Genomic DNA, 25,891 nt, shown 5'->3' with positions numbered 1-25,891 from the left:
CATTGCTCCGCGCGACACGTGGCCTGATGGATTCCGGGCCTGCGCCTTACGGCGCATCCCGGAATGACGAGAGATAAAGTGCGTCAATTATTTCGGCAGGAGACCATGCCCCACCCCAACGACCCCAAACTCCGCTCCTTCATCGACGTCGCGCCCACGTCCGACTTTCCGATCCAGAATTTGCCCTACGGCGTGTTCTCCGCGAACGGACTGGCTCCGCGCGTCGGCGTCGCGATCGGCGATTATGTGCTCGACCTCTGGGAGCTCGAGCAGGATTCTCGGCTCGATGTCGGGCCGCTCGGCGTGTTCTCGCAGCCGTCGCTCAACGCGTTCATGGCGCTCGGGCCGAAAGTGTGGTCGGCGACACGGGCGCGGATCAGCGAGCTGCTCCGCTCGGATCATCCGGAGCTGCGCGACAACAGGGAATTGCGCGCGCGGGCGCTGGTGCCGATGGCTGACGTGAAGCTGCATATGCCGTTTGCGGTTTCGGGCTATACCGATTTCTATTCGTCGAAGGAGCATGCCACCAATGTCGGCGTCATGTTCCGCGGCAAGGACAATGCGCTGCAGCCGAACTGGCTGCACATGCCGATCGGCTATAACGGCCGTGCCTCGACCGTCGTTGCGAGCGGCACCAAGGTGAAGCGGCCGCGCGGCCAGCTCAAGCCGCCGACGGCAGAGGTGCCGAGCTTCGGGCCCTGCAAGCGGCTCGACTTCGAGCTCGAGATGGGCGTTGTCGTCGGGCAGGCGTCGGCGATGGGCGAGATGCTCACCGAGGCGCAGGCCGAGGAGATGATCTTCGGTTTCGTCATCCTCAACGATTGGAGCGCGCGCGACATCCAGCAGTGGGAATACGTGCCGCTCGGCCCGTTCCAGGCCAAGGCGTTCGCGACTTCGATCAGCCCGTGGGTGGTCACGCGCGAGGCGCTGGAGCCGTTCCGGATGCAGGGCCCGGTGCAACAGCCGGAGCCGCTGGCCTATCTGAAGCAGGTGAGGCCGAACAATTACGATCTCGCGCTCGATGTCGGCCTGCGTGCCGGTGCGATGAACGAGGCGAAGACGATCTGCAGCACCAACTTCAAATACATGTACTGGTCGTCGGTGCAGCAGCTCGTGCACCACGCCTCCAGCGGCTGCGCGATGAATGTCGGCGATCTCTTAGGGTCCGGCACGATCTCCGGCCCCGAGAAGCACCAGCGCGGCAGTCTGCTGGAGATCAGCTGGAACGGCACCGAGCCGGTCGAGCTCGCCGACGGCGTGACGCGCTCGTTCCTCGAGAACGGCGACTCGCTTGTCATGCGCGGCTGGTGCCAGGGCGACGGCTACCGCGTCGGCTTTGGTGAAGTCGAAGGTACGATCGTCGCGGCGGAGTGAGTTCGCTGGATAGAACGAAGTTATCACGGAAGCAAGAACTCAGCTGCAATCTCTTTTCTCTTCGGCCTTATGAGTCCTGCTAACTCGCCAAGAACCGAAGGCAGCTTTGTGTGGTTGTCAGAGCTGTCGTAGCCAATCACCACAAGTTTTCGGAGGCGCTTATTTATCTCGATGATATTTGGTTCCAAGCCCGCAGGAGAAATGACGTAGTGGGGACGTGCTCTCGGGTAACGAAGTGCATACATCTCCATTAGAGACGAAATCGCCGGATCGTCCATGGAGAAACCAATAAAGAGAAATGTGTAATTTAGTAGAAGCGTCTCCAGAAAGGCAGAATACACGGCACTACCGAATGCCATGCGGATATACTCGGATCGCGAGAAGACCAGGGTTCGTACGTCGTCGATCGTGCCGTGAAGCTTGATTAGATATTTGCCTGACTGATCTTTCAAGATGTTGAAGATGTTTGCGTCGATAGCTGTGATCACCTGGGGGAAATGAGTGGCAAAGCCTATTTTGCTTTGCCAAGACATCTCGAGCAGCTTGTCGAAGTTAGTTGTGACTATGATTCTCTGATCGAGCGCTACTATCGCCTCATGGAGTGGAGAGGGCTCCGCTGCTTGACCGAATTCTTGCACGATCTCGCGTTCCCATCGTTCACCAAGGTCCATCTGCAGGATTTCGCACGCGAGCAGGTAGTCTTTTTGGTCTAGGAGCCGTGTAACCTGTTCCTTGACCGCGGCTCCGGCTTTGCCGTTCATCTCGTTGAGAAAGGCCTCCCAGCCCTTTATTCTTCCACCCGTACGGGTTGCGGCGCTCGCAGATACTCCAGCACCTAGAAAGAGAACGACTCTTCGGCGAGCGAGATCATCGACAAGATCGGCATTAAATTCGCTCATCGCGAATCTCAGGTCGCAACAACATTTTCTAGATAGCGTATCGCTATCCCGCGATAGATGTCTCGCGCCTGCTTTCGCAGCTGCGTGTAGCTGCCGGTGCCCCGCACGGAGATCATTGGTGCATGTTGACTCTGAGATCGAGGAGCCAAACTTCCGAGGTGACGAATATCACCCAAGTGAGGATCCACTTTCTTCGCGTCGAAGAACTTGCCGAGGTGAGCTGATATCTCAGCCGGGAAGTTTTGGCTGATGTCCTGGTACGCCTGCACGATACGTTTTCTGGTTGCTTCGTTCTCCTCTGCAGGGTCCGGCTCAGACCCACCCCTTTCTTTGTGTTGTTGGGTAACGTAGCCAACGAATCGTAGCGATCGAGCTTGATCGGCCGCTGGAATCTCAGAGGGGTCCTCAGACAAGCTAATCCCAGTTTTAAGTTCGCGTTGCCACACTCCGACGGTCGTACCAATGTTCCTTATGGCCCAAAGTGAAAAAATATCGATGGCCATCGGAACGACGAAGTAGTCCATCGCTAACAGAATCGATCTGTTGATGGCTCCTAACGATGGCCCCATGTCGAAAAACACGAAATCATAGTTCATTTCCTTCGCTTTTCCGACCACATCTGCAAAAACAAAGGTCGTGCGTATTCCTCGCATTCCGCCTGCTTTGGCATCGCGCCAGTCTTGAGCAAGGAGGTCTTCCTGCAGTGCGAGGCGTGGGTCTCCGACAATAATATCGAAGCCGAAATTTCCTGCTTTGACGATAGGTAGGCTGGTGCCATACCCCTTTCCTAGGGAAAGGGGCCGGATCACGCTGTAGACGGACGTGGGGTCATTTGCTGAATAGATATCGATCCATTCGTCCTCACCCAGAACATACTGAGTAAGATTGCATTGTGGATCGCCATCGACGACGAGAACCCGCGCTCCAAAGTTAAGTGCTAGTTCCGCGGCCAGATTTGCAACGAGCGTTGTCTTTCCCACGCCGCCCTTATTGTTAAAGAAGCATGTGGCTTTGACTCCACTCTCCCGGACGGAATCGAATAGTTCTTTGTCTTCCGCATCAAGTGGCTTGCCGGTAGAGATGCCGCGTTGTCTTTTTGCCACTTTATGCACCGGAGGGTTGTGGATTCTTCCTTCGCTATTCTAAGCTTGGATGATGTGCGCGCAAGCTTAGCGACACCGAAGATGGGTCCTGCTAACAGGATTGAACTTGTAAGGCGCGCTATCTCTGTTCAGGTGGTATATCCTTCAGCCTCGCCGTATGCGCCGCGCAGTCCTCGAGACTGTATTTCAGATGCACCCGCTTGTCCGACGGCGGCTGGTTCACGGTGCAGACGCCTGCCCGCCAGGGCTTGGCCGGGCGGATCGGCCGCGGCGCAAAGCCGCCGCCGCAGTTCGGGCAGACATTACCGAGCTTGGTCTCGGCGCAATCCGCACAGAACGTGCATTCATAGGAGCAGATCCGGGCGTCAGTTGCGCTCGGCGGCAGGTCCTTGTCGCAATATTCGCAGTTCGGTCGCAGCTGCAGCGCCATCGTCGCCTCTCTTGCCGGATGTTAAGGAATGATCGCAGATCGGACCGGGAAAGCGAATGACGGATTTCCCTCGATTTGTGCCAGGTCAGCTTTGTAACGCTTTCAACGGCAGCTTGGTGCTCTCCTTCAGCCGGTCGAGCACGATCGATGAGCGCACATGCGCGACGCTCTGGTGCGGCATCAGCACGTTGTTGACGATGTCGGACAGGCTCTTCAGGTCGCGCAGCATCACCTTGAGCACGTAGTCGGCATCGCCGGTCAGCGCATAGGCCTCCTGGATGTCGTCGACCCGGTTGACCAGCTCGCGGAACCGCTTGGCGTTGTCGGGCGAATGGGTTGCCAGCGTGATGTGGATGAAGGCGATCAGGCCGAAGCCGAGCGCCTCGCCGGCGAGGTCGGCGTGGTAGCCCGCGATCACCTTCTCCTCCTCCAGCCGCATCCGCCGCCGGGAGCATTGCGAGGCTGACAGACCGATCAGGTCGGCCAGCTGCTGGTTCGTCAGCCGGCCGTCATCCTGCAGCGCGGCGAGCATTTTGAGGTCGAAGGCGTCGACTTCTGGCATGCACCGAATATCCATTTCATGCACAAATCGTGCGCGATACTAGCAAAACAAGCCCTATTTTGCACGCACGTTGCGCAGCAAGTGACGGAGACTGATCCCTAGGCAAATCAGGGAGTTACCGCCATGGGTCCGTTTCCGCACGATGCGCCGCCAGCCGAAATCACCGACGACAATCCGATGGGCACCGACGGCTTCGAGTTCGTCGAATACGCCCATCCCAATCCGGCTGAGCTGCACGCCTTGTTCAAGCTGATGGGCTTTGTCGCGGTCGCCCGGCACAAGACCAAGGCGATCACGGTCTACCGCCAGGGCGACATCAACTATCTCGTCAATGAAGAGCCCGGCAGCCACGGCTTCAACTTCGTCGCCGCGCACGGCCCGTGCGCGCCGTCGATGGCGTTCCGGGTGGTCGATGCCAAGCACGCCTATGAGCGTGCGATCGCACTTGGCGCGGAGCCGGCGGATGTGTCGTCCGCGGAGAAGACGCTGGATGTGCCCGCGATCAAGGGCATCGGCGGCAGCCTGCTCTATTTCGTCGACCGCTATGGCGCCAAGGGTTCGGCCTATGATGCCGAGTTCGACTGGCTCGGCGGCGTCAATCCGCGTCCCGCCGGCTCGGGCCTCTATTACGTCGATCACCTCACCCACAACGTCCATCGCGGCCGCATGGACGTCTGGACCGGTTTCTATGCAAAACTGTTCAACTTCCGCCAGATCCGCTTCTTCGACATCGAGGGCCGCGCCTCCGGCCTGTTCTCCCGCGCGCTGACCAGCCCGGACGGCAAGATCCGGATTCCGATCAACGAGGACGCCGGCGATTCCGGGCAGATCGAGGAATACCTCAACATCTATCACGGCGAGGGCATCCAGCACGTCGCCTGCGGCGCCCGCGATATCTATGCGACGGTCGAGCGGTTGCGTGCGGACGGCCTGCCGTTCATGCCGTCGCCACCCGACACCTATTTCGAGCGGATCGATGCCCGCCTGCCGAAGCATGGCGAGGACGTCGCGCGGCTCAAGACCAACGGCATCCTGATCGACGGCGAGGGCGTGGTCGACGGCGGCCAGACCAAGGTGCTGCTGCAGATCTTCTCGGCGAATGCGATCGGGCCGATCTTCTTCGAATTCATCCAGCGCAAGGGCGACGACGGCTTCGGCGAAGGCAACTTCAAGGCGCTGTTCGAATCGATCGAGGAAGACCAGATCCGCCGCGGCGTGCTCAAGGTCGACCACGCGGCGTGAGCACAGCATAGCGTGCTATGTAGCGCACAACAAAAGGTGTCGTCCCGGCGAAAGCCGGGACCCATACCGCGGAATCTATCGCGTGTGTCGGATATCAATCCCGCGGAACGGTCGTGCGCAACAACGGCCTTCCGGGGTTATGGGTCCCGGCCTTCGCCGGGACGACAGCGAAATTACTTCCCTGCCTTCCACGCGCTCGTCACATCCCCAATGCTCGCCAACTCCGGCTCACGGATGGCGGACGGCGTGCGCGAGAAACGCGGTGCAGGGGCGGGCTGGGTGACGCCGTGGCGTTCGACAAACACCTGGCGGGCCGCCATGTGCGGATGCTTGGGCGCTTCCTCCATGGTGAGGATCGGCGCGAAGCAGATGTCGGTGCCTTCCATGATCTTGCACCAGTCGGCGCGCGACTTGCTCTTGAAAACCTTTTCCAGCTTCGCCTTCAGCGCCGGCCAGGCCTTGCGGTCCATCTGGGCGTCGAAGTCGGCGTCGGTCAGGTCGGCATGCTTGCGCAGCAGCGCGTAGAACTGCGGCTCGATCGAGCCGATCGAGATGAAGTTGCCGCAGGAGCACTCGTAGACGCCGTAGAAATGCGCGCCGCCGTCGAGGAAATTCTGGTCGCGGCCGCCGCTCCAGCGGCCCTGCGCCGCCATGTCGTAGAACATCGACATCAGCGAGGCCGCGCCGTCGCACATCGCGGTATCCACAACCTGGCCCTTGCCGGACTTCTGCGCTTCCAGCAGCGCGGCGAGCACGCCGACCACGAGGTAGAGCGCGCCGCCGCCGAAATCGCCGACCAGATTGAGCGGCGGCACCGGCTTCTCCTTGGTGCCGATCGCAGCGAGCGCGCCGGTGATCGAGATGTAGTTGATGTCGTGGCCGGCGGCGTTCGCCAGCGGGCCTTCCTGGCCCCAGCCGGTCATGCGGCCGTAGACCAGCTTCGGATTGCGCCCGAGCACGACATCGGGGCCGAGGCCGAGGCGCTCCATCACGCCGGGACGGAAGCCTTCGATCAGCGCGTCGGCATGGCTGAGCAGGTCGAGCACTTCTGATATCGCCGCCTTGTTCTTGAGATCGAGCTCGATAACCTTGCGGCCGCGGGTCGCCACCGCCTTCAAATTCTTGCCCGCGCCGACCCGGTCCAGCGTGATGACCTCGGCGCCCATGTCGGCGAGCAGCATGCAGGCAAACGGGCCGGGACCGATGCCGGCGAATTCGACGATGCGGAAGCCTGTGAGCGGGCCCGAGGTGCGAGCGGCGGTTTGGGAGGCGGGCTTGTCGAGCACGTTGTTGTTCCGTTGTTGCTGTGAGGGAGCTGGTCGAAGAGTCTGTGGATCGGCGCGCCGGGCGTCACGCCGGCTCGATGTCAGAAGTCCGGTCCGGCGATTGGGGGCCGTGGCAAGTGGTGCTGCCGAACCTCATTAAGTCCTCTCCCCGGGGCCGCCCGTCTGACGGTATTTTTAATTAGCTGATTAGCTAAATTCTCTCGCCTAATGGGGGACGTGGCAAGCTCTTTCGGCTGGAATGCCAGCAAAACGCGAACGGCGCGCATCGCTGCGCGCCGTCTGCATGGGTTCAGGAGGGATAGCGGCTAGCCGGCCGCGGTCACCGCCCGCTGTCCCATCACCTTGACCAGGTTGGCGCGGTAATCCGCCGAGCCGTGGATGTCGGCGAGCAGGCCGCTCGCCGGGATCGTCACGCTGTCGAGCGCCGAGGCCGCCCAGTTCGCCTTCAGCGCCTGCTCGATCGGCGCCACCCGCATGACGCCGCTTTGCGAGGCGCCGGTCGCGGCGACGCGGACGTCACCCGCCTTGGTCTTGACGACGAACACGCCGGTCAGCGCGAAACGCGAGGCCGGGTGCCGCATCTTGGCATAGCCGGCCTTGGCGGGGACCGGGAACGACACGGCGGTGATGATCTCGCCATCCTCGAGCGCCGTCGTGAACAGGCCCTTGAAGAAGTCCTCCGCCGGGATCGACCGTTTGTTGGTCTTGACCACGGCGCCGAGCGCCAGCACCGCCGCCGGATAGTCCGCCGCCGGGTCGTTGTTGGCGAGCGAGCCGCCGATCGTGCCGCGATGACGCACGGCAGGATCGCCGATCATCGACGCCAGATGGGCGAGCGCCGGGATCGCCTTCTGCACGGCGTCGCTTTGCGCGACGTCGTAATGCGTGGTCGCGGCCCTGATGGTGACGGTATCGCCGGACACGTCGATGCCGATCATGTCCTTGATCTTGGCGACGTCGATCACGTCGGACGGAGCAGCGAGGCGCTGCTTCATCACAGGGAGCAGGGTCTGGCCGCCGGAAAGGAACCTGGAGTCCGTGCCCTTGGCGAACTGCGCCACGGCATCGTCGATCGAGGATGCGCGGTGATAGTTGGTCTCGTACATCGTATCCTCCCTCAACCGTGAATGGCGTGCCAGACGCGATCGGGCGTCGCCGGCATTTCCAGCTTGTTGTTGCCGATCGCGTCCGTGATCGCGTTGATCACGGCAGCAGAGGCGCCGATCGCGCCGGCTTCGCCGCAGCCCTTGACGCCGAGCGGATTGCCCGGACACAGCGTCGTGGTGTGGGAGAGCTGGAACGACGGCAGGTCGTCGGCGCGCGGCATGGTGTAGTCCATGAACGACGCGGTCACGAGCTGGCCGGTGTCGTCATAGACCGCACCTTCGAGCAGCGCCTGGCCGATGCCTTGCGCAAGACCGCCATGAACCTGGCCCTCGACAATCATCGGGTTGATCAGCCGGCCGAAATCGTCCGCCGCCACGAAGTTGACGAACGAGGTCTTGCCGGTGCCGGGATCGACTTCGAGCTCGCAGATGTAAGCGCCGGCCGGGAAGGTGAAGTTGGTCGGGTCGTAGAACGCCGTCTCCTTCAAACCGGGCTCCATGCCGTCGGGCAGGTTGTGCGCGGTGTAGGCGGCGAGCGCGACCATCGGCAGCGCGATCGACTTGTCGGTGCCGGTGACCTTGAACTCGCCGTTCTCGATCACGATGTCGCTCTCGGACGCCTCGAGCGCATGTGCCGCGATCTTCTTGGCCTTGGCCTCGACCTTCTCCATCGCCTTCACGATCGCCGTACCGCCGACCGCGAGCGAGCGGGAGCCGTAGGTGCCCATGCCGAACTGCACCTTGTCGGTGTCGCCATGGACGATCGAGACCTGGCTGATCGGCACGCCGAGCCGCTCGGCGATGATCTGGCAGAACGTCGTCTCATGGCCCTGGCCGTGGCTGTGCGAGCCGGTGAGCACCTCGATGGTGCCGACCGGGTTGACGCGGATTTCAGCCGATTCCCACAGGCCGACACCGGCGCCGAGACTGCCGACCGCCTTCGACGGGGCGATGCCGCAGGCCTCGATATAGCAGGAGACGCCGATGCCGCGCAGCTTGCCACTGGCTTTCGCCTTGGCCTTGCGGGCCGGGAAGCCGGCATAGTCGATCGCCTTCATCGCGGCGTCGATCGAGGCGTGGAAGTCGCCGATGTCATAAGCCATGATGACCGGCGTCTGATACGGGAACGTGGTGATGAAGTTCTTCTTGCGCAGTTCGGCCGGATCGACCTTCAACTGCCGCGCCGCGGTCTCCATCATGCGCTCGATCAGATAGCTCGCTTCGGGGCGGCCGGCGCCGCGATAGGCGTCGACCGGCGTGGTGTTGGTGTAGACGCCGATCACCTCGGCATAGATCGCCGGGATCACGTACTGGCCCGATAGCAGCGTCGCGTAGAGATAGGTCGGCACCGCCGAGGAGAACAGCGACATGTAGGCGCCGAAATTGGCGTGGGTCTTCACCCGCAGGCCGAGGATCTTGTTGTCCTTGTCGAACGCCATCTCCGCCTTCGAGACATGGTCGCGGCCATGCGCGTCGGTGAGGAAGGCCTCCGATCGGTCACCGGTCCACTTCACCGGGCGACCTACCTTCTTCGAGGCCCACAGCGCCACCATCTCTTCCGGATAGATGTAGATCTTGGAGCCGAAGCCGCCGCCGACGTCGGGCGCGATCACGCGCAGCTTGTGCTCCGGCGCGATGTTGTAGAACGCCGACAGCACGAGGCGGGCGACGTGCGGGTTCTGCGAGGTCGTGTAGAGCGTGTAGTGCTCCTCGGCTTGGTCGTAATGCGCGACCGCTGCGCGCGGCTCCATCGCATTCGGCACCAGGCGGTTGTTGGTGAGGTCCAGCGTCACCACGTTGGCCGCCTTGCTGAATGCATCCTTGACCGCGGCTTCGTCGCCGAGATGCCAGTCATAGACGATGTTGCCGGGAGCCTCGGGGTGCAGCTGCGGTGCGCCGGGCTTGATCGCGGCCTTGATGTCGGCCGCGGCGGGAAGCTCCTCGTAATCGACGACGACGGCTTCCGCCGCGTCCTTGGCCTGGTTCTTGGTCTCGGCGATCACCACCGCGACCGCCTGTCCGACGAAGCGCACGGTCTCCGGCGCCATCGCCGGCCATGCGCCCATTTTCATCGGCGAACCGTCCTTCGAGGTGATCGCCCAGCCGCAGATCAGATTGCCGACCTTGTCGTCGACGATCTGCTGCCCGGTCAGCACCGCGATCACGCCGGGCATCTTCATGGCCTCGGCCGAGTTGATGCCCTTGACCTTGGCATGGGCATGCGGGCTGCGGATGAAGTGAGCGTAACTCATGCCGACCATTTTAACGTCGTCGACGTAACGTCCTTGTCCGGTGATGAACCGGCGATCTTCCTTGCGCACGACGCGTGCGCCAATTCCTTCAACACCCATGGTCTGGTCCTCCCGACCGGAGATTCGAATTGCCGCCGTTTCCATCGAGACCGGCGGTGATGAGCTTGATCGTGTGCGGTGCGTAGCGCGCTATTCGGCGGCCTGCGCCACCTTCATGCGGCCGGCAGCGTCGAGCACCGCCTTGACGATGTTGTGGTAGCCGGTGCAGCGGCAGATGTTGCCTTCGAGCTCGTGGCGAACCGTTTCCTCGTCGAGCTTGCCACCATGGCGGTGCACGATGTCGACCGCGGACATGATCATGCCGGGGGTGCAATAGCCGCACTGCAGGCCGTGATTGTCGCGGAACGCCGCCTGCATCGGGTGCAGCTCGTCGCCCTTGGCAAGGCCTTCGATCGTGATGACGTTGGAGCCAGCCGCCTGGCCGGCCAGCATGGTGCAGGATTTGACCGCCCGTCCGTCGACATGGACGACGCAGGCGCCGCACTGGCTGGTATCGCAGCCGACATGGGTGCCGGTGAGGTTCAGATTTTCGCGCAACAGGTGCACGAGGAGGGTTCGGTCCTCGACGTCGACCGAGACCGCCTTGCCGTTTACCGTCAGTTTGACTGTAGACACGCGTTTCTCCCAATAGCTTCGTTATGGGCCCAGTAGACCACGCTTCATGTGGGTCGTAACCGCGATCAAAGTCGTAGTTGCGGCCCTGTCATGAAGGCTCCGGGCTGTGGCTGCGATCCTAGCAGGCAGCCGTTCAATGGGCAATTTGCAAGCTGCTTTCGGCGTGCTCCGGCGCGACGAAATTGCGCGGCAGCGCAACGGGTTCTCCGCCTGCTGGTCTGGTTTGCGGCATATCAAAAACCGCCGCGGCGATTGCTACTACCTTCCGCCTATAACGACAAAAAAGCGTAGCTGGCATTTTCATCGCGACATAGCGACCGAAGATCGCTGGTTCACGAATTGGGTAGTGAGACGCGCGCGCGATGCATCCATCGCGGCAACGAAACCATATTGGAGGAAGCCAATGAAGCTGAGGAGCGGGATTTTCTTTGCCGGCGTGTCGCTGGTCGCCATGGTGATGGCAGGAATTACTGCGTCGAATGCGAATGATTCCGTTGCAAAGGCGGTGTCCGATCCGAACGGATGGGCGATCGCCGGCCACGATTACGGCAATACGCGCTTCAGCCCGCTGAAGCAGATCAATTCCGAGAACGCCGGCAAGCTGCAACTGGTCTACTCGCTGTCGCTGGCCTCGCTGCGCTCCAACGAATCGTCGCCGGTCGTGATCGGCAAGAACCTGTATGTCTCGACCTCGTGGGGTCCGAAATACGTCTACGCGATCGACGCCGCGACCGGCGCCCGCAAATGGACCTGGCAGCCCGACATTCCGGATGACGTGCTTCAATACGCCTGCTGCGACGTCAATAATCGCGGCGTGTCCTATGCCGACGGCAAGATCTTCGTCGGCCGGCTCGACGGCAAGCTGACCGCGCTCGACGCCGAAACCGGCAAGGAGCTCTGGACCTCGACGGTCGTCGACTACAAGCAAGGCTCGGTCATCACCTCGCCGCCGCTCATCGTCCGCGACAAGGTCATCACCGGCTTCGGCGGTGGCGAATATGGTGTGCGCGGCGCGTTGCAGGCTTTCAACCTCAAGGACGGCAAGCTGCTCTGGCAGACCTTCACGGTGCCGGCGCCGGGCGAGCCCGGCAGCGACACCTGGAAGGGCGATACCGGGCTGCATGGCGGCGGCGCCGCCTGGCTGGTCGGCTCCTACGACGCCAAGTCCGACACCGTCTACTGGGGTACCAGCAATCCGGGGCCGTGGAATACCGGGGTGCGCTCCACCGGCGACGGCAATTTCGGCAAGCTGACCAACCTCTACACCGCCTCGACGCTGGCGATCGATCCCAACACCGGCAAGATCAAGTGGCACATCCAGGGCACCCCGGCCGACGCCTGGGACTATGACGGCGTCAACGAGCTGCTGCTCGCCGACCTGAAGATCAAGGGCGCCGAGACGCCGGTCCTGATGAAGGCGGATCGCAACGGCTTCTTCTTCGTGGCCAACCGCGAGACCGGCAAGGTGATCTCGGCCGAGAAGTACGTCTTCGCCAATTGGGCCAAGAAGTGGGACATCAACACGATGCGGGCGGAAGAGGATCCGGACAAGCGTCCGGGCCCCGGCCATCCCGCCAAGGACATCTGCCCGAACCTGATCGGCGGCAAGAACTGGCAGCCGATGTCGTTCAACCCGCAGACCGGTCTCGTCTACATCCCGACCAACAATGTCTGCATGGACTGGTCGGTCTCCGACGTGAACTACAAGCGCGGCGTGTTCTATCTCGGCGCCGAATTCCCGACCAAGGCGGGTCCCGGCGGCTTCCTCGGCGAGCTCGTGGCCTGGGATCCGATCGCCAACAAGAAGGTGTGGAGCATCAAGGAGGACCTGCCCTTCAACGGCGGCACGCTGACGACGGGCGGCAATCTGGTGTTCTCCGGCAATCTGCACGGCGACTTCCGTGCCATCGATGCCAAGAACGGCAAGGTGCTGTGGAGCAAGAACCTCGGCAGCGGCATTGGTGCCGGTCCGGTGACCTATTCGGTCGACGGCAAGCAGTATGTCGCGATCGTGGTCGGACGCACCGCGGCGCTGCCGGCCTTCCTCGGTGACATCGGCAAGCAGATGGTCGCCGCGGCGCCGGAAGGCGGCTCGCTCTTCGTGTTCGCCCTGCAGTAACGACCGTCGCAAGGAGGCAGCATTGTCCGTGTCTTGCATCAAGGCGACTTGCATGAAGGCGACTGGCATCAAGTCGAATGACGTGCCGAGCTCAACGCGTAGCGTACAGTTGAGGATGGCGATCCGGACCGTGCTGCTCTCCGCCGCATTGTTGGCGCCGGCCCTGTCGGCCGGCGCGGAAGAGGCCAGGCCGTCGCTACGGCTCTGCGCCGATCCGACCAACTTGCCGTTCTCGAGCGACGAACCGGGCAAGCCGGGCCTTTATCTCGAGATCGGCCAGGCGGTGGCGCAAAAGCTCGGCCGCACGGTGAGCTATAATTGGTACAAGTCCTATTTCGGCAAGCGCACGGTGCGGGAGACGCTGCTCAGCAAGCATTGCGATGCCATGGTCGGCCTGCCGCTGATCGACGATTTCATGGGCCCGGCGGTGATCTTCTCGAAGCCGATCGCCCATGAAGGCTATGCGCTGGTCGGCGCCACGGATCGCAAGCTCGCCGGTATCGACGACCTCAAGGGGTTGCGGGTTGCGGTGCAGTATCAGTCGACGCCGCAGAACCTGCTGGCTTTGCGCGACGACATCCAGAAGGTCACCGTGCTGAGCCCGGAAGAGGGCATGGCGGCCCTCGACCAGGGCAAGGTGGACATCGCCTTCATCTGGGCACCGGTGGCGGGTTGGCTCAACAAGACCAGCTACGGCGACAAATATCAGATCGTCTCGACCGAGGGCGACGGCCTGCTCTGGGCGACCGCGATCGGCTTCGCCAAGGCGTCCGGCGCGCTGCGCGATGAGGTCGACGGCGTGCTGCCGTCGCTGCAGGGGGACATCGACGCCCTGTTTGCCAAATATGGCGTGCCGAACGGCGCCCCGGTGAAGTTCGGCCAGGCGACCACCTCGTCCGCCGGAGCAAGCGAGCCGGTCACGATCGGGCAGGCGACTGCTGCCGAGAAGCCGGTTCAGACCGCCGCGACCACCGGCGAAGTCAAGGGAGACGCCAAGGCGGGCCGGGAGGTCTTCAATGGCACCTGTGCTCATTGCCACGGTCCGGACGCGGTCCAGGCCGAGCGAAAGATCGATCTCAGGCTGCTCAAGAAGCGCTATGCTGACGACATGGAATCGACATTCTGGAAGACCGTCCATGACGGGCGGCCGGCCAAGGGCATGCCGGCCTGGAAGGATGTCTTCAGCGACGACGAGCTCAGAAACGTATATGCCTATCTGCAGAGCGTGCAGGATACCGGCGGGTCGAACTAGAAGCGGCCATCGGCAAATACCAATGCGAGGGTCCTCATGATGGGGTTCCTGATCATCGACGATCACCCCCTGTTCGGAGAGGCGCTTGGCAACGCCATCCGCATCTCGCATCCCGATGCCCGGATCTATGAGGCGACCTCGATCAAGGGTGCGCTGGGCATCCTTGCCAGCGAGCCGAATATCGATCTGGCGCTGCTCGATCTGCTGCTGCCCGACGTCGTCGGTTTTTCCGGCTTCCAGAAGATCAGGGATCGCCATCCGCGGCTGCCGATCGCCATCGTCTCGAGCGAGGAGGACAAGCACACCATCCGCGAGGCGCTGGAAATGGGCGCGGTCGGCTATCTGCCGAAATCGACCTCGCTCGGCGAATTGTCGCAGGCGATCGCACGCGTGTTGAGCGGATCGGTCTCGGCGCCGCGGGATTTCGTCGCGGTCGGCGCGCTGGAGCAGTCCGAGACGGCGCGGACGCTGCGCGAGCGGATTCAGAAGCTGACCCCGCAGCAAATTCGTGTCCTTCACCTGATCATCCGCGGCTTGCAGAACCGCGAGATCGCATCGGAACTCAAGCTCGCGGAATCCACCGTCAAGGCGCATGTCACCGAGATCCTGCGCAAGCTGAAGCTGTTCAGCCGCAACAAGGCGATCATCGAGCTCGGCAAGATTCCGCTTCCCGCCCTTGAAGCCGGCCTGGGTGCGAAGGCCGAAAAGGCGCCCTAAGCGCGATGAGATTTGGTTGAATCATCATCGCGCTTTAGACCTTTGTTTGAGCATGATCTTTCGGAAAACCGCTTCGCACTTTTCCGGATCATGCTTTAGCCTTGCTGCACTGCACGGCGAACGCATCCGGGGTGCGCCCTATAGGCTGCCGGTCAGCTTTGAGATAACGTCGTGCGCACAATGGCTGTCATCAGCGATCCGAGGGAGGGCGGCGCAGCGTTGACCACGACCGTGCCCCTGGCGGGCGAGCCGCCGCTCGGCAAGGCGGGTGCGCCTCGACTGCTGATCGTCGAGGATCATCCGCTGTTCCGTGCTGCCCTGATCGGCGTGATCGGGGCCGAGTTTCCCGATGCCGAGGTATTGCAGGCCACCTCGATCGATGGCGCGCTTGACGTGATCGCCGCGCGCGATGGCCTCGATCTGATCCTGCTCGATTTGTCGATGCCGGGGACCACGGGCCTGCTCGGGGCCTACCGGGTGCGGGCCGCGGCGCCGCGCAGCGCGCTGGTGATCGTATCCGCGCATGACGATTCCCGGATCATCGGCGGCGCGATCTCGCTCGGCATTTCCGGGTTCATTCCTAAGTCGACGCCGAAGGTCGAGCTGGCGCGCCTGCTGCGCGGCATCCTCGAAGGCGAGGTGTGCCTGCCGACGCGCTTCCGCGACGCCGCTGCCGCGCGGAAAGCCCAGGCCGAGACCAGGGAGCTGGTGCAGCAGCTCGGCCAGTTCACCGCCCAGCAGCTGCGCGTGCTCGACATGATCTGCCGCGGATTGCAGAACAAGCACATCGCCTATGAGCTCGATATCTCGGTCACCACCGTAAAGGTGCATGTCTCGGAGATTTTGCGGAAGCTCGGCGTGCGCAGCCGGACCGAGGCCATCATCGCGCTGTCGAAACTCGACTTCGGCAAGCACGACCATGCGCCGGTGACGGCGGCGCCGCCGTCGCACGGCGCCTAAAGCGGGATGAGTTTTGGTTGAATCGGCTTGGCACGGTCTTCCTTCACCTCTCCCAAGGGAGAGGTGAACTTCGATGCCGTTCCAGCTCAACCTGATCTCATCAGGCCCTTGAGCCTATTCCGTTCCGATCGCATCGGAACGGGGTTCCAGGTTTGTTGTCTTGACGCGTTTACTTCACGCGAACCGGTATCCAGGTCGTTCGCAAACGCTCTGGTCATAGCCGCGGGCCCGATTGCTCCGCCGCCAGCAGGAACGACAGCAGCGAGCGCATCTCGGCGGGCTTGATCGGCTTCTTCAGGAGTTCGTGGCCAAAGGCCGACACGTCGGAGGCTGCCTTGGCCGAGTAGTCGGCGGTGACGATGATCGCCGGCACCTTGGCGTTGATCTCGCCGCGGATCACGTCGACGGCCTGGATGCCGGTCTCGCCGTTGTCGAGATGCAGGTCGGCGATGATGGCGTCGGGAACGCCGTCGAGCGCGTGGATACGCTCGAGCGCCTCGGTCTTGGAGATCGTCACCGCGACGTCGCAGCCCCATTTCTCCAGCAGATGAGCAAGGCCCTCGGCGCTGGAGAGGTCGTTCTCGATCAGCAGGATTTTCGCACCCTCCATGCCGCCATAGCGATAGTCGACGCTGGCCTGCTCGCGCACCGGGATCGCTACCGGATCAAACGTGCGCGGCACGGTGACCGAGAACACCGAGCCCTTGCCGGCGCGCGAGCGCAGCCTGATGTCATGGCCGAGCAGGTCGGCAAACCGGCGCACGATCGAAAGGCCGAGCCCGATGCCGGCCTTGTCGCCGGCGCCGGCGTCGCCGCGCTGGAATTCGACGAAGATCGCCTCGCGCTGGGCTTCCGGGATGCCCGGCCCGGTGTCGTGCACCTCGATGCAGATATCGTCGCCCTTGAGGCGGCATCCCATCAGCACGGTGCCGCGCTGGGTGTAGCGCAGTGCATTGGCCAAGAGGTTTTGCAGGATCCGGCGCAGCATCAGCGGATCGGAGCGGACCACCGCCGACGACGGCATGATCCGGAAGTCGAGGTTGCGCTTGGCGGCAGTCGCCACGAATTCCTGTTCCAGCGGCTCGAACAGCGAGGCGATCGCGACCGGACCGAATTCGGGCCGGAGCACGCCGGCATCGAGCTTCGAGATGTCGAGCAGTGTCCGCAGCATGTCCTCGAGCGTCGCGAGCGAACGGTCGATCTGGTCGGTCAGCGCGACACTCTTGGGCTCGGTCGCCGTTTCGGTCAGCGCGGACAGCGTCAGCCGTGCCGCATTCAGCGGCTGCAACAAATCGTGCGTCACCGAAACCAGCACCGACGACTTCAGCGAGCTTGCCGCCTCGGCCTGCTGCTTGGCCTGCAGCAGGCGTCCATTGGTTTTCTCCAGCGATTGCAGCGCCTGCTTGAGCTGCTGGGTGCGGTCGCGCACCTGCTGGTCGAGCGCGATCGCGGTCTCGAACAGGGAAAAGGCGTTGAGCTGCTGGTCGGTGGAGCGCTCGACGCGCGACATCAGCGCCGCGTTGATCTTGCGCAGCTTTTCGGCTTCGCGTTCGAGGGCCGCAATGCGCGTGGTCTTGCTGTCGGTCATTGCGGCGCGACAGCGCGCTTACCGATGGCGATGCCGGTCAGCGTCTGGTTGACATGCATGGAGCGATACTGCTCGCCATAGGTCTGAAAGCCGATCACTTTATTGCGGCGATAGAGTTCCGACATCTCCCGGGAAAGCTGGCGCTGCTCGACGTCGAGCCGGCGCAGCACGCATTCGAAGCCGATGAACATCGAGACCTCGCCGAGATCCTCGGTCAGCTCCTTGAGCAGGCGGCTTGTGACGTCGATCGGATCGCGCTCGCGCGCCACCGTCAGCACCATGCCTTCGTCGATGGCGCAGAAGAATTGCAGGGATCCGTCGGGATTGGTGCGCTGGATCGACCGTGCGTAATAGGCACCGCCGACGCGCACCAGGACCGGATGCGCCGCGAACGAGAACAGTTCGAGCTTGTTGTCGCTGAGGCCGACGGCGCGGGAATATTCCAGCGCGGCCGGCTCGGCGTTCAACTCCTTGACGATGCGGTGCTCGATGTCGGCCTCGGTCACCACCATCTTGGTCGAGGTCGGCTCGAAATGGTCGCACTTGAACAGGCGGAACGGCAGCCGGGTCCGGATCAGGATCAGGACGGCGGCGTCGGTATGGGCCGCGCCGCCGTGGAAGACCCAGGACTTCTCGAAGCGCAGGCCGTCGCCGGCGGAGCCGCCGACCACCGGGATGTCGCCGAGCGATGCGTAGATCGCCGACATGATGGTTTCCTCGCGCTGACACATGCCGTCGATGAAGAGTAGCCCGAAGGACTCGTCGGTGTGATCGCAATGCTCGGTGCGCTGCGCGAATTCGCTCTGCAACTCGGTGCAGATCGAGCGGCCATGATCGACCCGGAACGTCGCGAGATCGAACAGCGGCCGGGCGGCGATGACGAAATCGGCGGCGTCAAAGCCCATCGCGACCACGCTGTCCTCGTCCCAGCCGCCAGGCGACAATTCGCCGGCCGTGGTGCAGCCGAAGATCGGCACCTCGGGCATCCGGCCGGACAACTCGGCAATGAATTGTTGCGGGTCATAGAACGGTGACACGAACACCACGAGCATGGCGAGATCGGCCGCCGCCAATTGGCGCGCGATCTCGTCGGCGGCTTCCCGCGGCCCGTTGGTCTTTGCCTGCACCACGACAATGCTGTCGGCGGCGCTGCCGTTCTGCTTCGCCAAAGGCGTTCTCCCTGACCAGAATCTGTTGCTTTTCTTGGCGCGGCTGGTTCTGCCCGCGCGGGTCTCAAGGGCATCCGGGCCATGCCGCGATGGTTCGCGATCCAGCCAGCCTTTATCTCTTAGGTCGTGAGGGGGAATGTCATTGGCCGGGCGACTTCGCCGGCAGCCGTGCTCGCCGCAAGCGCCAACGGCGCCGCTCGACGCGATGACATGGGACACCTCCCGATGTGTTCTCCTGGCCCGGGCAGGGTCAGGCTTGATCCATTCTAAACTATCGGGCTGCCGCCACGCGTCAATCTTCGGTTTGGGCCGACCAAGGTAGTACCGGATCACTACGGGGCGAATTGCTGCCCATTTACCGGGCCTTATCGATTCTGCCTTAGTTTTGCCCTCCGGGGACTGGGGCGGGTTGCCGCCGGACCCCGCGTGGTTTTCAGAATGAAGACGGGGGTTGGAATGCCGGGACTGAAGCGATCGCTCTCGATCAGACTCCCAACCCTCCGATTCCGCGCCAAGATCATGCTCGGCTTTGCCGTCACGCTGGCGCTGTCGGCAGCCACCATGGGCTTCGCCTATCTGGGCTTCGAGCGGGTCTCCGCCGGCGTCGGCTCCTATCGCCAGAGCGTCGCGGAAGCCGATCTGGCCCGCAACATCGATCGCGAATTGATCTCCTACCGTTCGCTGGCGCGTTACTACGTCGCGACCGGCAAGGAGGATGACGCCAAGGCCGCACTCGCCGCCGAGGCCAGCCTGAAGGACGCCATCACGGCGTCGATGAAGGGCACCACCAATCCGGCCCGGCTCGACCAGATCACCAGGCTGGAGCGTGAATTCCGCGCCTTCACCAAGATCTTTGCCGAGATCGTCCGCATCAAGGACGACAGTGCGCAGATCGCGCAGAACAAGCTGACCCGCAGCGCAACCTCGATGCGCTACAAGCTCGATGATCTGCCGAGCAACGCCGACGATTCCGAGCTGCAATCGATCCAGTTCGGCGCCAAGAAGGTGGCCGACCAGCTGCAGTCGATCACCGGCGCGGTCAACAGCTTCGTCGTCAATGGCGACAAGACCGTCGCCTCCAGCGCACTTGCCCGGCTGAAATTCGCCGACAATCTGGTGAAGGGCATCAGCTCGAAGGACGAGCGGATCACCCAGAGCGTGAAGGACATCACCGCGCTGCTCGAGGAATACCGCGAGGCGCTCGCCAAGCTGATCGCGAATGCCAAGTCGATCGACGAGCTGACGGTCGAGATGACGGAATCCGCGGCCGCGATCAGCCAGGGCGCGGCGGCGATGAAGTCCGATCTGCTCGCCGACCAGAAGCGGCTCGAAACCGAATCGCACGCGATGATCGGTGAAACTGAGCAACTGATCCTGATGCTCGCGGCCGGCAGCTTCGTGCTCGGACTTGGCTGGGCATTCCTGCTCGGCAAGGGCATTTCGCGTCCGATCGCGGCGATGTGCGCGGCGATGCGCGAGCTCGCGGCGGGCAATTTCGACGTCGTGCTGCCGGGCCTCGGCCGTCGCGACGAGCTCGGCGAGATGGCCGGTGCCGTGGAAGAGTTCAAGGTCCAGGCGGTCGCCAAGGCCGAGCGCGACGCCGCGACCCAGGAAGCGCAGAACAAGGCCAGCGCGACCGCGCGGCGCGCGGAGCTCATTCGCTTCGCCGACGAATTCGAATCCGCCGTCGGCTCGATCGTCTCTAACGTGTCGGCGTCCGCCGTGCAGCTCGAATCCGCGGCCGGTACCCTGACCCGGACCGCGGAGACCACGCAGAATCTGTCGAGCCAGGTCGCCGGCGCCTCCGAGGAGGCCTCCAGCAACATGCAGTCGGTGGCGTCTGCGACCGAGGAATTGTCCGCGTCCGTCGATGAGATCGGCCGCCGCGCCAAGGAATCCAGCCAGATCGCCGATTCCGCGGTGCGCCAGGCCGAGCAGACCGATGCGCGGATCGGCAAGCTCTCGCGCGCCGCGCAGGAGATCGGCGACGTGGTCAAGCTGATCACGGCGATCGCCGAGCAGACCAATCTCTTGGCGCTGAACGCCACCATCGAGGCCGCGCGCGCGGGCGATGCCGGCCGCGGCTTCGCGGTGGTTGCCTCCGAGGTGAAGTCGCTGGCGAGCCAGACCGCGAGAGCCACCGACGAGATCTCCACCCACATCACGGGTATGCAGGCCGCGACGCAGGAATCGGTTGCCGCGATCAAGGAGATCGGCGGCACGATCGGGCAGATCTCCGGGATCGCGACCAACATTGCAAGCTCGGTCGAGCAGCAGAGCGCGGCAACGCAGGAAATCGCGCGCAGCGTTCAGAACGTCGCGCAAGGCACCCAGGAAACCGCATCCAGCGTCACCCAGGTCAACCGCGGTGCGGCCGAGACCGGAGCCGCCTCCGAGGAAGTGCTGAACTCGGCGCGTTCGCTGTCGGTCGAGAGTTCGCGGCTGCGCGAGGAGCTCGATCGCTTCATGGCGAACATCCGCGCGGCGTAAGCACGCCGGTCTATCCACCGTCGTCCTGGCGAAAGCCAGGACCCATAACCACCACTGTTCGTTGGTGTGCCGGCAACTCGCCGCTCGCCCCTTGCGAAGGCCGCGGCGTATGCGTCCTGGCATTCGCCGGGACGACGACGGAGAACGGCGTGCCGTAATCCCGATTCCCATGCCGCATTGCGGGAACCTCAGCTAGCCTGCGGCGTTGACGTCGCGTGGCGGGCACACCGTTTGCCGCAATCCTGGGAGATAGAACCTTGGAACCCAACGTTCCGGGGTTTTTCTCATTGGTCCATACTGATGACACTGCAGCGGACACGATTGAGCTCTGCGACGACGCACGAGGGTGTGGCTGCCGCCGTGCCGGGCGATGACCGCATCATCGAGACCTCGATTCCGCTTCGTCTCGACAGCCTCAGCTGGAGCGGCTTTCACACCCGCGTTGTGCTGGCACTCGGCATCACCTGGATTCTCGATGGGCTCGAAGTGACGCTGGCCGGGGCGCTGTCGGGCGCGCTGAAGGAGAGCCCGACGATGAGCTTCTCCAACGCCGACGTCGGCCTTGCCAGCAGCGCCTATCTCGCCGGTGCCGTGCTCGGCGCGCTCGGCTTCGGCTGGCTGACCGACCGGATCGGGCGCAAGAAGCTGTTCTTCATCACGCTCGCGGTTTATCTTTCGGCGACCGCCGCGACCGCGCTGTCGTGGAATGTCGCGAGCTACGCGCTGTTTCGCTTTCTCACCGGCGCCGGCATCGGCGGCGAATACACCGCGATCAACTCGACCATCCAGGAGCTGGTGCCGGCTCGCTATCGCGGCTGGACCGATCTCGTCATCAACGGCAGCTTCTGGATCGGGGCTGCGATCGGCGCGGTGAGCGCGATCGTGCTGCTCGACCCTGCGTTGCTTGCGCCCGATCATGGCTGGCGGATCGCCTATTTCACCGGCGCGGCGCTCGGCCTCGTCGTGCTGTTGATGCGGATGTGGATCCCGGAAAGCCCGCGCTGGCTGATGATCCATGGACGCCCCGAGGAGGCCCACAGGATCGTCGGCGGTATCGAGACAGCCGTGCTCGGCCACGAACAGCCGAGTGAAGGTTTCGAGAAGATCAAGCTCAAGATGCGCGATCACACCCCGCTGCGCGAGGTCGCGGCGACGCTGTTCTTGACCTACCGGCAACGCTCGCTGGTCGGGCTCACGCTGATGGCCGCGCAGGCCTTCTTCTACAATGCGATCTTCTTCACCTTCGCGCTGATCCTGACCGATTTCTTCGGCATCGCGGCCAGCAATGTCGGCTGGTACATCCTGCCCTTCGCCGCCGGCAATTTCCTCGGGCCGCTGCTGCTCGGCCGCCTGTTCGACACGCTGGGCCGCCGCACCATGATCGTGCTGACCTATGGCGCCTCGGGCGTGCTGCTTGCGCTATCCGGCTATCTGTTCTCGATCGGCGTGCTCAGCGCGCAGACCCAGACCATCGCCTGGATGGTGATCTTCTTCTTCGCCTCGCCGGCGGCGAGCGCCGCCTATCTCACCGTCAGCGAGACGTTTCCGCTGGAGGTCCGCGCGCTTGCCATCGCCGTTTTCTATGCCGTAGGCACCGGCATCGGCGGCGTGATCGGACCGGCGCTGTTCGGCGTGCTGATCGACACCGGATCGCGCAACAGCGTGTTCGCCGGCTACCTGCTGGGGTCGGCACTCATGATCGCCGCCGCAGCCGTCGCATGGCGCTACGCCGTCGCGGCCGAGCGAAAATCGCTCGAATCCGTCGCGCGGCCATTGGCATTTGTGGAGTAGACTATGACGAAGCATGAATTGGCCGAAATGCCGCCTGATGATAAAATCGCACCTCGCGGGACGACCGGCAGCATGCCGGCGCCGGCGTCGCTGATTCCGCCGCTGGATCGGACCGCGGTGCTGCTCGACATCGACGGCACTTTGCTCGATTTCGCCCCGACCCCGCGCGAGGTCTGGGTGCCGCCGGAGCTCGCGGCCACGCTGAAGCAATTGCATGACCGCACCGGCGGCGCGCTGGCGCTGGTCAGCGGTCGCTCGCTCAACGACATCGACCTGATCTTCGCGCCCGAAGCATTCCCCGCGATCGGCGGCCATGGCGCCGAGATGCGGCTGCAGCCGGACAGCGAGGCGGTTGCCGCGCACGCGCCGCCGCTCGACAAGGAATTGAAGCGCCGCCTCGCCGCGATCGCAAAGCTCAGCCCCGGCATTCTGCTCGAGGACAAGGGTTACTCGCTGGCGCTGCACTATCGCCTCGCGCCGCAGGCGGAGAAGGCGATCTATGAAGCGGTTTCGCTGATCCGCGCCGAGCTGCCGAATGCGCCGATCGAGGTGCTGCCGGGCAAGAGCGTTTGCGAGATCAAGCATTCCGGCTTCACCAAGGCGACCGGCGTGCGCCAATTGATGACGCATGAGCCGTTCAGGGGACGCCGCCCGTTCTTCATCGGCGACGACGTCACCGATGAGACGGTGTTCGCGATCATGCCTGACTTCAACGGTCTCGCATTCTCCGTCGGCCGTCACGCGCTCGGCGTCGACGGACATTTCGAAGGCCCGAGCGATGTGCGCGCGTTCCTCGCGCGGCTGCTCGACGATGATAGGGACGTCAATCTGTCCTAACCAAATCAACTATGTCGCGCGCTCGAATCGAATGCGGTTGTTTTGCGTCGTGGCGTTTGCCTCGCATGAATTTTTCTTTTCGCGAGTTCCCGCGAGTTCCATGCGTCTTCGCCAGAATTTGGTTTCATTTGGGAGATTCCTTGATCAGGAACCATCTTGATGAATGGTTGTTAATACGCGAGTTGACCAACAGGAGGGGACCTGGTGAACCTCGTCGTCGTATCGAACCGCGTTTCGCGCGGAAAACCCAATGAACCCATGACGGGGGGGCTTGCTGCGGCATTGTTGCCGGTGGTGGAAAAGACAGGGGCAATATGGGTTGGTTCCAGCGGACGGGTCCGCGACGGGAACCACAAGGAACCTTTTGCAGAGGTCGAAGCTCTCGGTGCGGGCGCGCTGGCGATGCTCGATCTGCCGGCCGCGCACTATGGCGGCTACTACGAAGGCTTTGCCAATTCGGCGCTGTGGCCCGCGATGCATTCGCGCGCCGATCTGATTCGCGCTTCGCACGAGGACTACGCGAGCTATCGCGCGGTGAACGCGTTCATGGCGCGCGCGCTGCTGCGTTTCCGCAAGCCGGATTCCGTGTTCTGGATCCAGGACTATCATTTCCTCGCGCTCGGCGCCGAACTGCGCGACCTCGGCGTCACGCAGCCGATCGGCTTCTTCCTGCATACGCCGTGGCCGGCGCGCGCGGTGATCGCGGGCGTGCCCAATCACCGTGAGCTGATCGAGGCGATGCTGTCTTACGACCTGATCGGCTTCCAGACCGACGAGGATTGCGAGAATTTCCTCAGCTACGTGCAGCACGATCTCGATTTCGAGGTGCGCGACGGCATTATCAATTCGTCGTTCGGCCGCACCCGGGCCGCGGTATTTCCGATCGGCATCGATCCCGGCAAGTTCGCGCAGCAGGCCACCAAGGCGATGACGCATCCCGACGTGACGCGGCTACGGCGCAGCCTCAACGGCGAGAAGCTCGCGATCGGCGTCGACCGGCTCGACTATTCCAAGGGCCTCGTCAACCGCATCAAGGCGTTCGACAAGATGTGGTCGCTGTATCCGAACCTGAAGCGATCGGCGTCGATGCTGCAGATCGCAACGCCCTCGCGGGGCGCGATCGAGGCCTATGGCAATCTCGCCAGCGAGGTGGCGAAGCTCGTCACCGACGTCAACGGCGTGCACGGCGAGGTCGACTGGACGCCGATCCGCTATCTCAACAAGGGCTTCGGCCAGGGCGTGCTCGCAGGGCTTTACCGCACCGCGCAGGTCGGCGTGGTAACGCCGCTGCAGGACGGCATGAACCTCGTCGCCAAGGAATATGTCGCCGCGCAAAACCCGGCCGATCCCGGCGTGCTGGTGCTGTCGAAATTCGCCGGTGCGGCGAACGAGCTCGACGCCGCGCTGCTGGTCAATCCGCACGACATCGACGGCATGGCGCGCACGTTGGCGACCGCGCTGGCAATGCCGCTGACCGAGCGGCGGATGCGCTGGGAAGCCATGATGGAGAAGCTCAACGGCGGCACCATCCAGCAATGGTTCGCCGATTTCATCGAGGCGCTGCAGGATACGCACAATGCCGGAGCCGCAGCGCTGCCCGAGCCAACATCCCTGTGGCCGCGCCGCGCGGCGGATTTTGCCGCGCGATATCACTGAGCGACTGTCGGCCTTCCCTGAGCGCCTTGGGCTGTGCAATGGCACAGAGGGGAATGATGGAGGCGGGCCAATCGGCTTGATTTGCGCCGGCCACTCGCCGGCGCTGGCAAGAGCCGTCTGCGATGGCCCCGCGCGCGGCCGACGTTGCCGAGAATTTACCCAATATTTTCAATCCGTTGGGGAAATTTCGCGGTTCGACCCCGCGCTCCCTTGCAAAATCCGCCTCAGCCCTTCAAGAGAGGCCTCCCGGAGAGATGGCCGAGTGGCTTAAGGCGCACGCTTGGAAAGCGTGTGTGCGGGAAACCGTACCGTGGGTTCGAATCCCACTCTCTCCGCCATCGCTCAAAATAGCCTGCTTCGCTGCTCTCCGGTCTTCTCGCCAC

At 63.3% G+C, this 25,891-nt stretch carries 20 protein-coding genes and 1 tRNA gene; 11 read left to right on the top strand and 10 right to left on the bottom strand.

All coding sequences use genetic code 11. From position 1 onward, the window contains the following. The first annotated feature begins 105 nt into the window (after positions 1–105). A complete protein-coding gene (gene fahA / locus JQ507_31680; protein QRI69374.1) occupies positions 106–1,374 on the top strand; it encodes a fumarylacetoacetase in 1,269 nt (422 codons plus the stop codon). Positions 1,375–1,397: 23 nt separating this feature from the next. On the opposite strand, the gene JQ507_31675 is transcribed toward fahA, so the two are convergent. The 4 genes from JQ507_31675 to JQ507_31660 all read right to left on the bottom strand — a co-directional run bounded on the left by JQ507_31675 (position 1,398) and on the right by JQ507_31660 (position 4,368). Continuing rightward, positions 1,398–2,273, bottom strand: a complete 876-nt coding sequence (locus JQ507_31675; GenBank protein ID QRI69373.1) for an SIR2 family protein — start codon at positions 2,271–2,273, stop codon at positions 1,398–1,400. A gap of 8 nt (positions 2,274–2,281) precedes the next feature. After that, complete coding sequence (locus tag JQ507_31670) at positions 2,282–3,376, bottom strand: AAA family ATPase (protein QRI69372.1); 1,095 nt, start codon at positions 3,374–3,376, stop codon at positions 2,282–2,284. Between the two features lie 118 nt (positions 3,377–3,494). Continuing rightward, positions 3,495–3,806: a DUF1272 domain-containing protein gene (locus JQ507_31665; protein ID QRI69371.1), complete on the bottom strand. Its 312-nt coding sequence runs from the start codon at positions 3,804–3,806 to the stop codon at positions 3,495–3,497. 85 nt (positions 3,807–3,891) lie between these two features. Further along, a complete protein-coding gene (locus tag JQ507_31660; protein QRI69370.1) occupies positions 3,892–4,368 on the bottom strand; it encodes an Lrp/AsnC family transcriptional regulator in 477 nt (158 codons plus the stop codon). Positions 4,369–4,491: 123 nt separating this feature from the next. Here JQ507_31660 and hppD point away from each other — a divergent pair, with 123 nt between their 5' ends. Next, positions 4,492–5,610, top strand: coding sequence for a 4-hydroxyphenylpyruvate dioxygenase (gene hppD / locus JQ507_31655; protein ID QRI69369.1), 1,119 nt, complete (start codon positions 4,492–4,494; stop codon positions 5,608–5,610). A 173-nt stretch (positions 5,611–5,783) separates the two neighbouring features. Here hppD and JQ507_31650 read toward each other — a convergent pair whose 3' ends face one another. The 4 genes from JQ507_31650 to JQ507_31635 all read right to left on the bottom strand — a co-directional run bounded on the left by JQ507_31650 (position 5,784) and on the right by JQ507_31635 (position 10,929). Further along, positions 5,784–6,896, bottom strand: coding sequence for a CoA transferase (locus JQ507_31650; protein QRI69368.1), 1,113 nt, complete (start codon positions 6,894–6,896; stop codon positions 5,784–5,786). Between the two features lie 305 nt (positions 6,897–7,201). Next, positions 7,202–8,002, bottom strand: a complete 801-nt coding sequence (locus tag JQ507_31645) for a xanthine dehydrogenase family protein subunit M (GenBank protein QRI69367.1) — start codon at positions 8,000–8,002, stop codon at positions 7,202–7,204. Between the two features lie 11 nt (positions 8,003–8,013). Further along, positions 8,014–10,353, bottom strand: coding sequence for a xanthine dehydrogenase family protein molybdopterin-binding subunit (locus tag JQ507_31640; GenBank protein QRI69366.1), 2,340 nt, complete (start codon positions 10,351–10,353; stop codon positions 8,014–8,016). A 90-nt stretch (positions 10,354–10,443) separates the two neighbouring features. Next, on the bottom strand, positions 10,444–10,929 hold the full coding sequence (locus JQ507_31635; GenBank protein QRI69365.1) for a (2Fe-2S)-binding protein: 486 nt from the start codon (positions 10,927–10,929) through the stop codon (positions 10,444–10,446). 451 nt (positions 10,930–11,380) lie between these two features. Between JQ507_31635 and JQ507_31630 the strand changes: the two genes are divergently transcribed. The 4 genes from JQ507_31630 to JQ507_31615 all read left to right on the top strand — a co-directional run bounded on the left by JQ507_31630 (position 11,381) and on the right by JQ507_31615 (position 15,977). After that, on the top strand, positions 11,381–13,048 hold the full coding sequence (locus JQ507_31630) for a PQQ-dependent dehydrogenase, methanol/ethanol family (GenBank protein ID QRI73599.1): 1,668 nt from the start codon (positions 11,381–11,383) through the stop codon (positions 13,046–13,048). 52 nt (positions 13,049–13,100) lie between these two features. Next, the gene (locus tag JQ507_31625; GenBank protein ID QRI69364.1) at positions 13,101–14,300 is read left to right on the top strand and encodes a transporter substrate-binding domain-containing protein; all 1,200 of its coding nucleotides are present in this window, start codon (positions 13,101–13,103) and stop codon (positions 14,298–14,300) included. A 36-nt stretch (positions 14,301–14,336) separates the two neighbouring features. Continuing rightward, a complete protein-coding gene (locus JQ507_31620; protein QRI69363.1) occupies positions 14,337–15,017 on the top strand; it encodes a response regulator transcription factor in 681 nt (226 codons plus the stop codon). A gap of 219 nt (positions 15,018–15,236) precedes the next feature. Beyond that, positions 15,237–15,977 (top strand): response regulator transcription factor, encoded by a 741-nt coding sequence (locus tag JQ507_31615; protein ID QRI73598.1) that lies wholly within the window; start codon positions 15,237–15,239, stop codon positions 15,975–15,977. A gap of 214 nt (positions 15,978–16,191) precedes the next feature. Here the strand turns inward: JQ507_31615 and JQ507_31610 are convergent, their stop codons facing one another. After that, a complete protein-coding gene (locus JQ507_31610) occupies positions 16,192–17,565 on the bottom strand; it encodes a response regulator (GenBank protein QRI69362.1) in 1,374 nt (457 codons plus the stop codon). After that, positions 17,562–18,734 carry an FIST C-terminal domain-containing protein gene (locus tag JQ507_31605; GenBank protein QRI69361.1) on the bottom strand — a complete coding sequence of 391 codons (1,173 nt, stop codon included), beginning with the start codon at positions 18,732–18,734 and terminating at the stop codon, positions 17,562–17,564. The genes JQ507_31610 and JQ507_31605 overlap by 4 nt, the downstream gene beginning before the upstream one ends. Positions 18,735–19,190: 456 nt before the next feature. Between JQ507_31605 and JQ507_31600 the strand changes: the two genes are divergently transcribed. From JQ507_31600 to JQ507_31580, 5 genes are all read left to right on the top strand, one after another. Beyond that, positions 19,191–21,224, top strand: a complete 2,034-nt coding sequence (locus JQ507_31600) for a HAMP domain-containing protein (protein QRI69360.1) — start codon at positions 19,191–19,193, stop codon at positions 21,222–21,224. 321 nt (positions 21,225–21,545) lie between these two features. Further along, a complete protein-coding gene (locus JQ507_31595; protein QRI69359.1) occupies positions 21,546–23,015 on the top strand; it encodes an MFS transporter in 1,470 nt (489 codons plus the stop codon). A gap of 3 nt (positions 23,016–23,018) precedes the next feature. After that, a complete protein-coding gene (gene otsB, locus JQ507_31590; protein QRI69358.1) occupies positions 23,019–23,852 on the top strand; it encodes a trehalose-phosphatase in 834 nt (277 codons plus the stop codon). Positions 23,853–24,056: 204 nt separating this feature from the next. Beyond that, positions 24,057–25,508, top strand: coding sequence for a trehalose-6-phosphate synthase (locus JQ507_31585; protein ID QRI69357.1), 1,452 nt, complete (start codon positions 24,057–24,059; stop codon positions 25,506–25,508). Between the two features lie 248 nt (positions 25,509–25,756). Continuing rightward, positions 25,757–25,846: transfer RNA gene (locus JQ507_31580), tRNA-Ser, on the top strand. Positions 25,847–25,891 lie beyond the last annotated feature (45 nt).

The organism is Bradyrhizobium sp. PSBB068 (genome assembly GCA_016839165.1).
Lineage (GTDB): Bacteria > Pseudomonadota > Alphaproteobacteria > Rhizobiales > Xanthobacteraceae > Bradyrhizobium.
The sequence above is the reverse complement of the archived record's forward strand: the minus strand, read 5'-3'. Positions and strand labels throughout refer to the sequence as shown.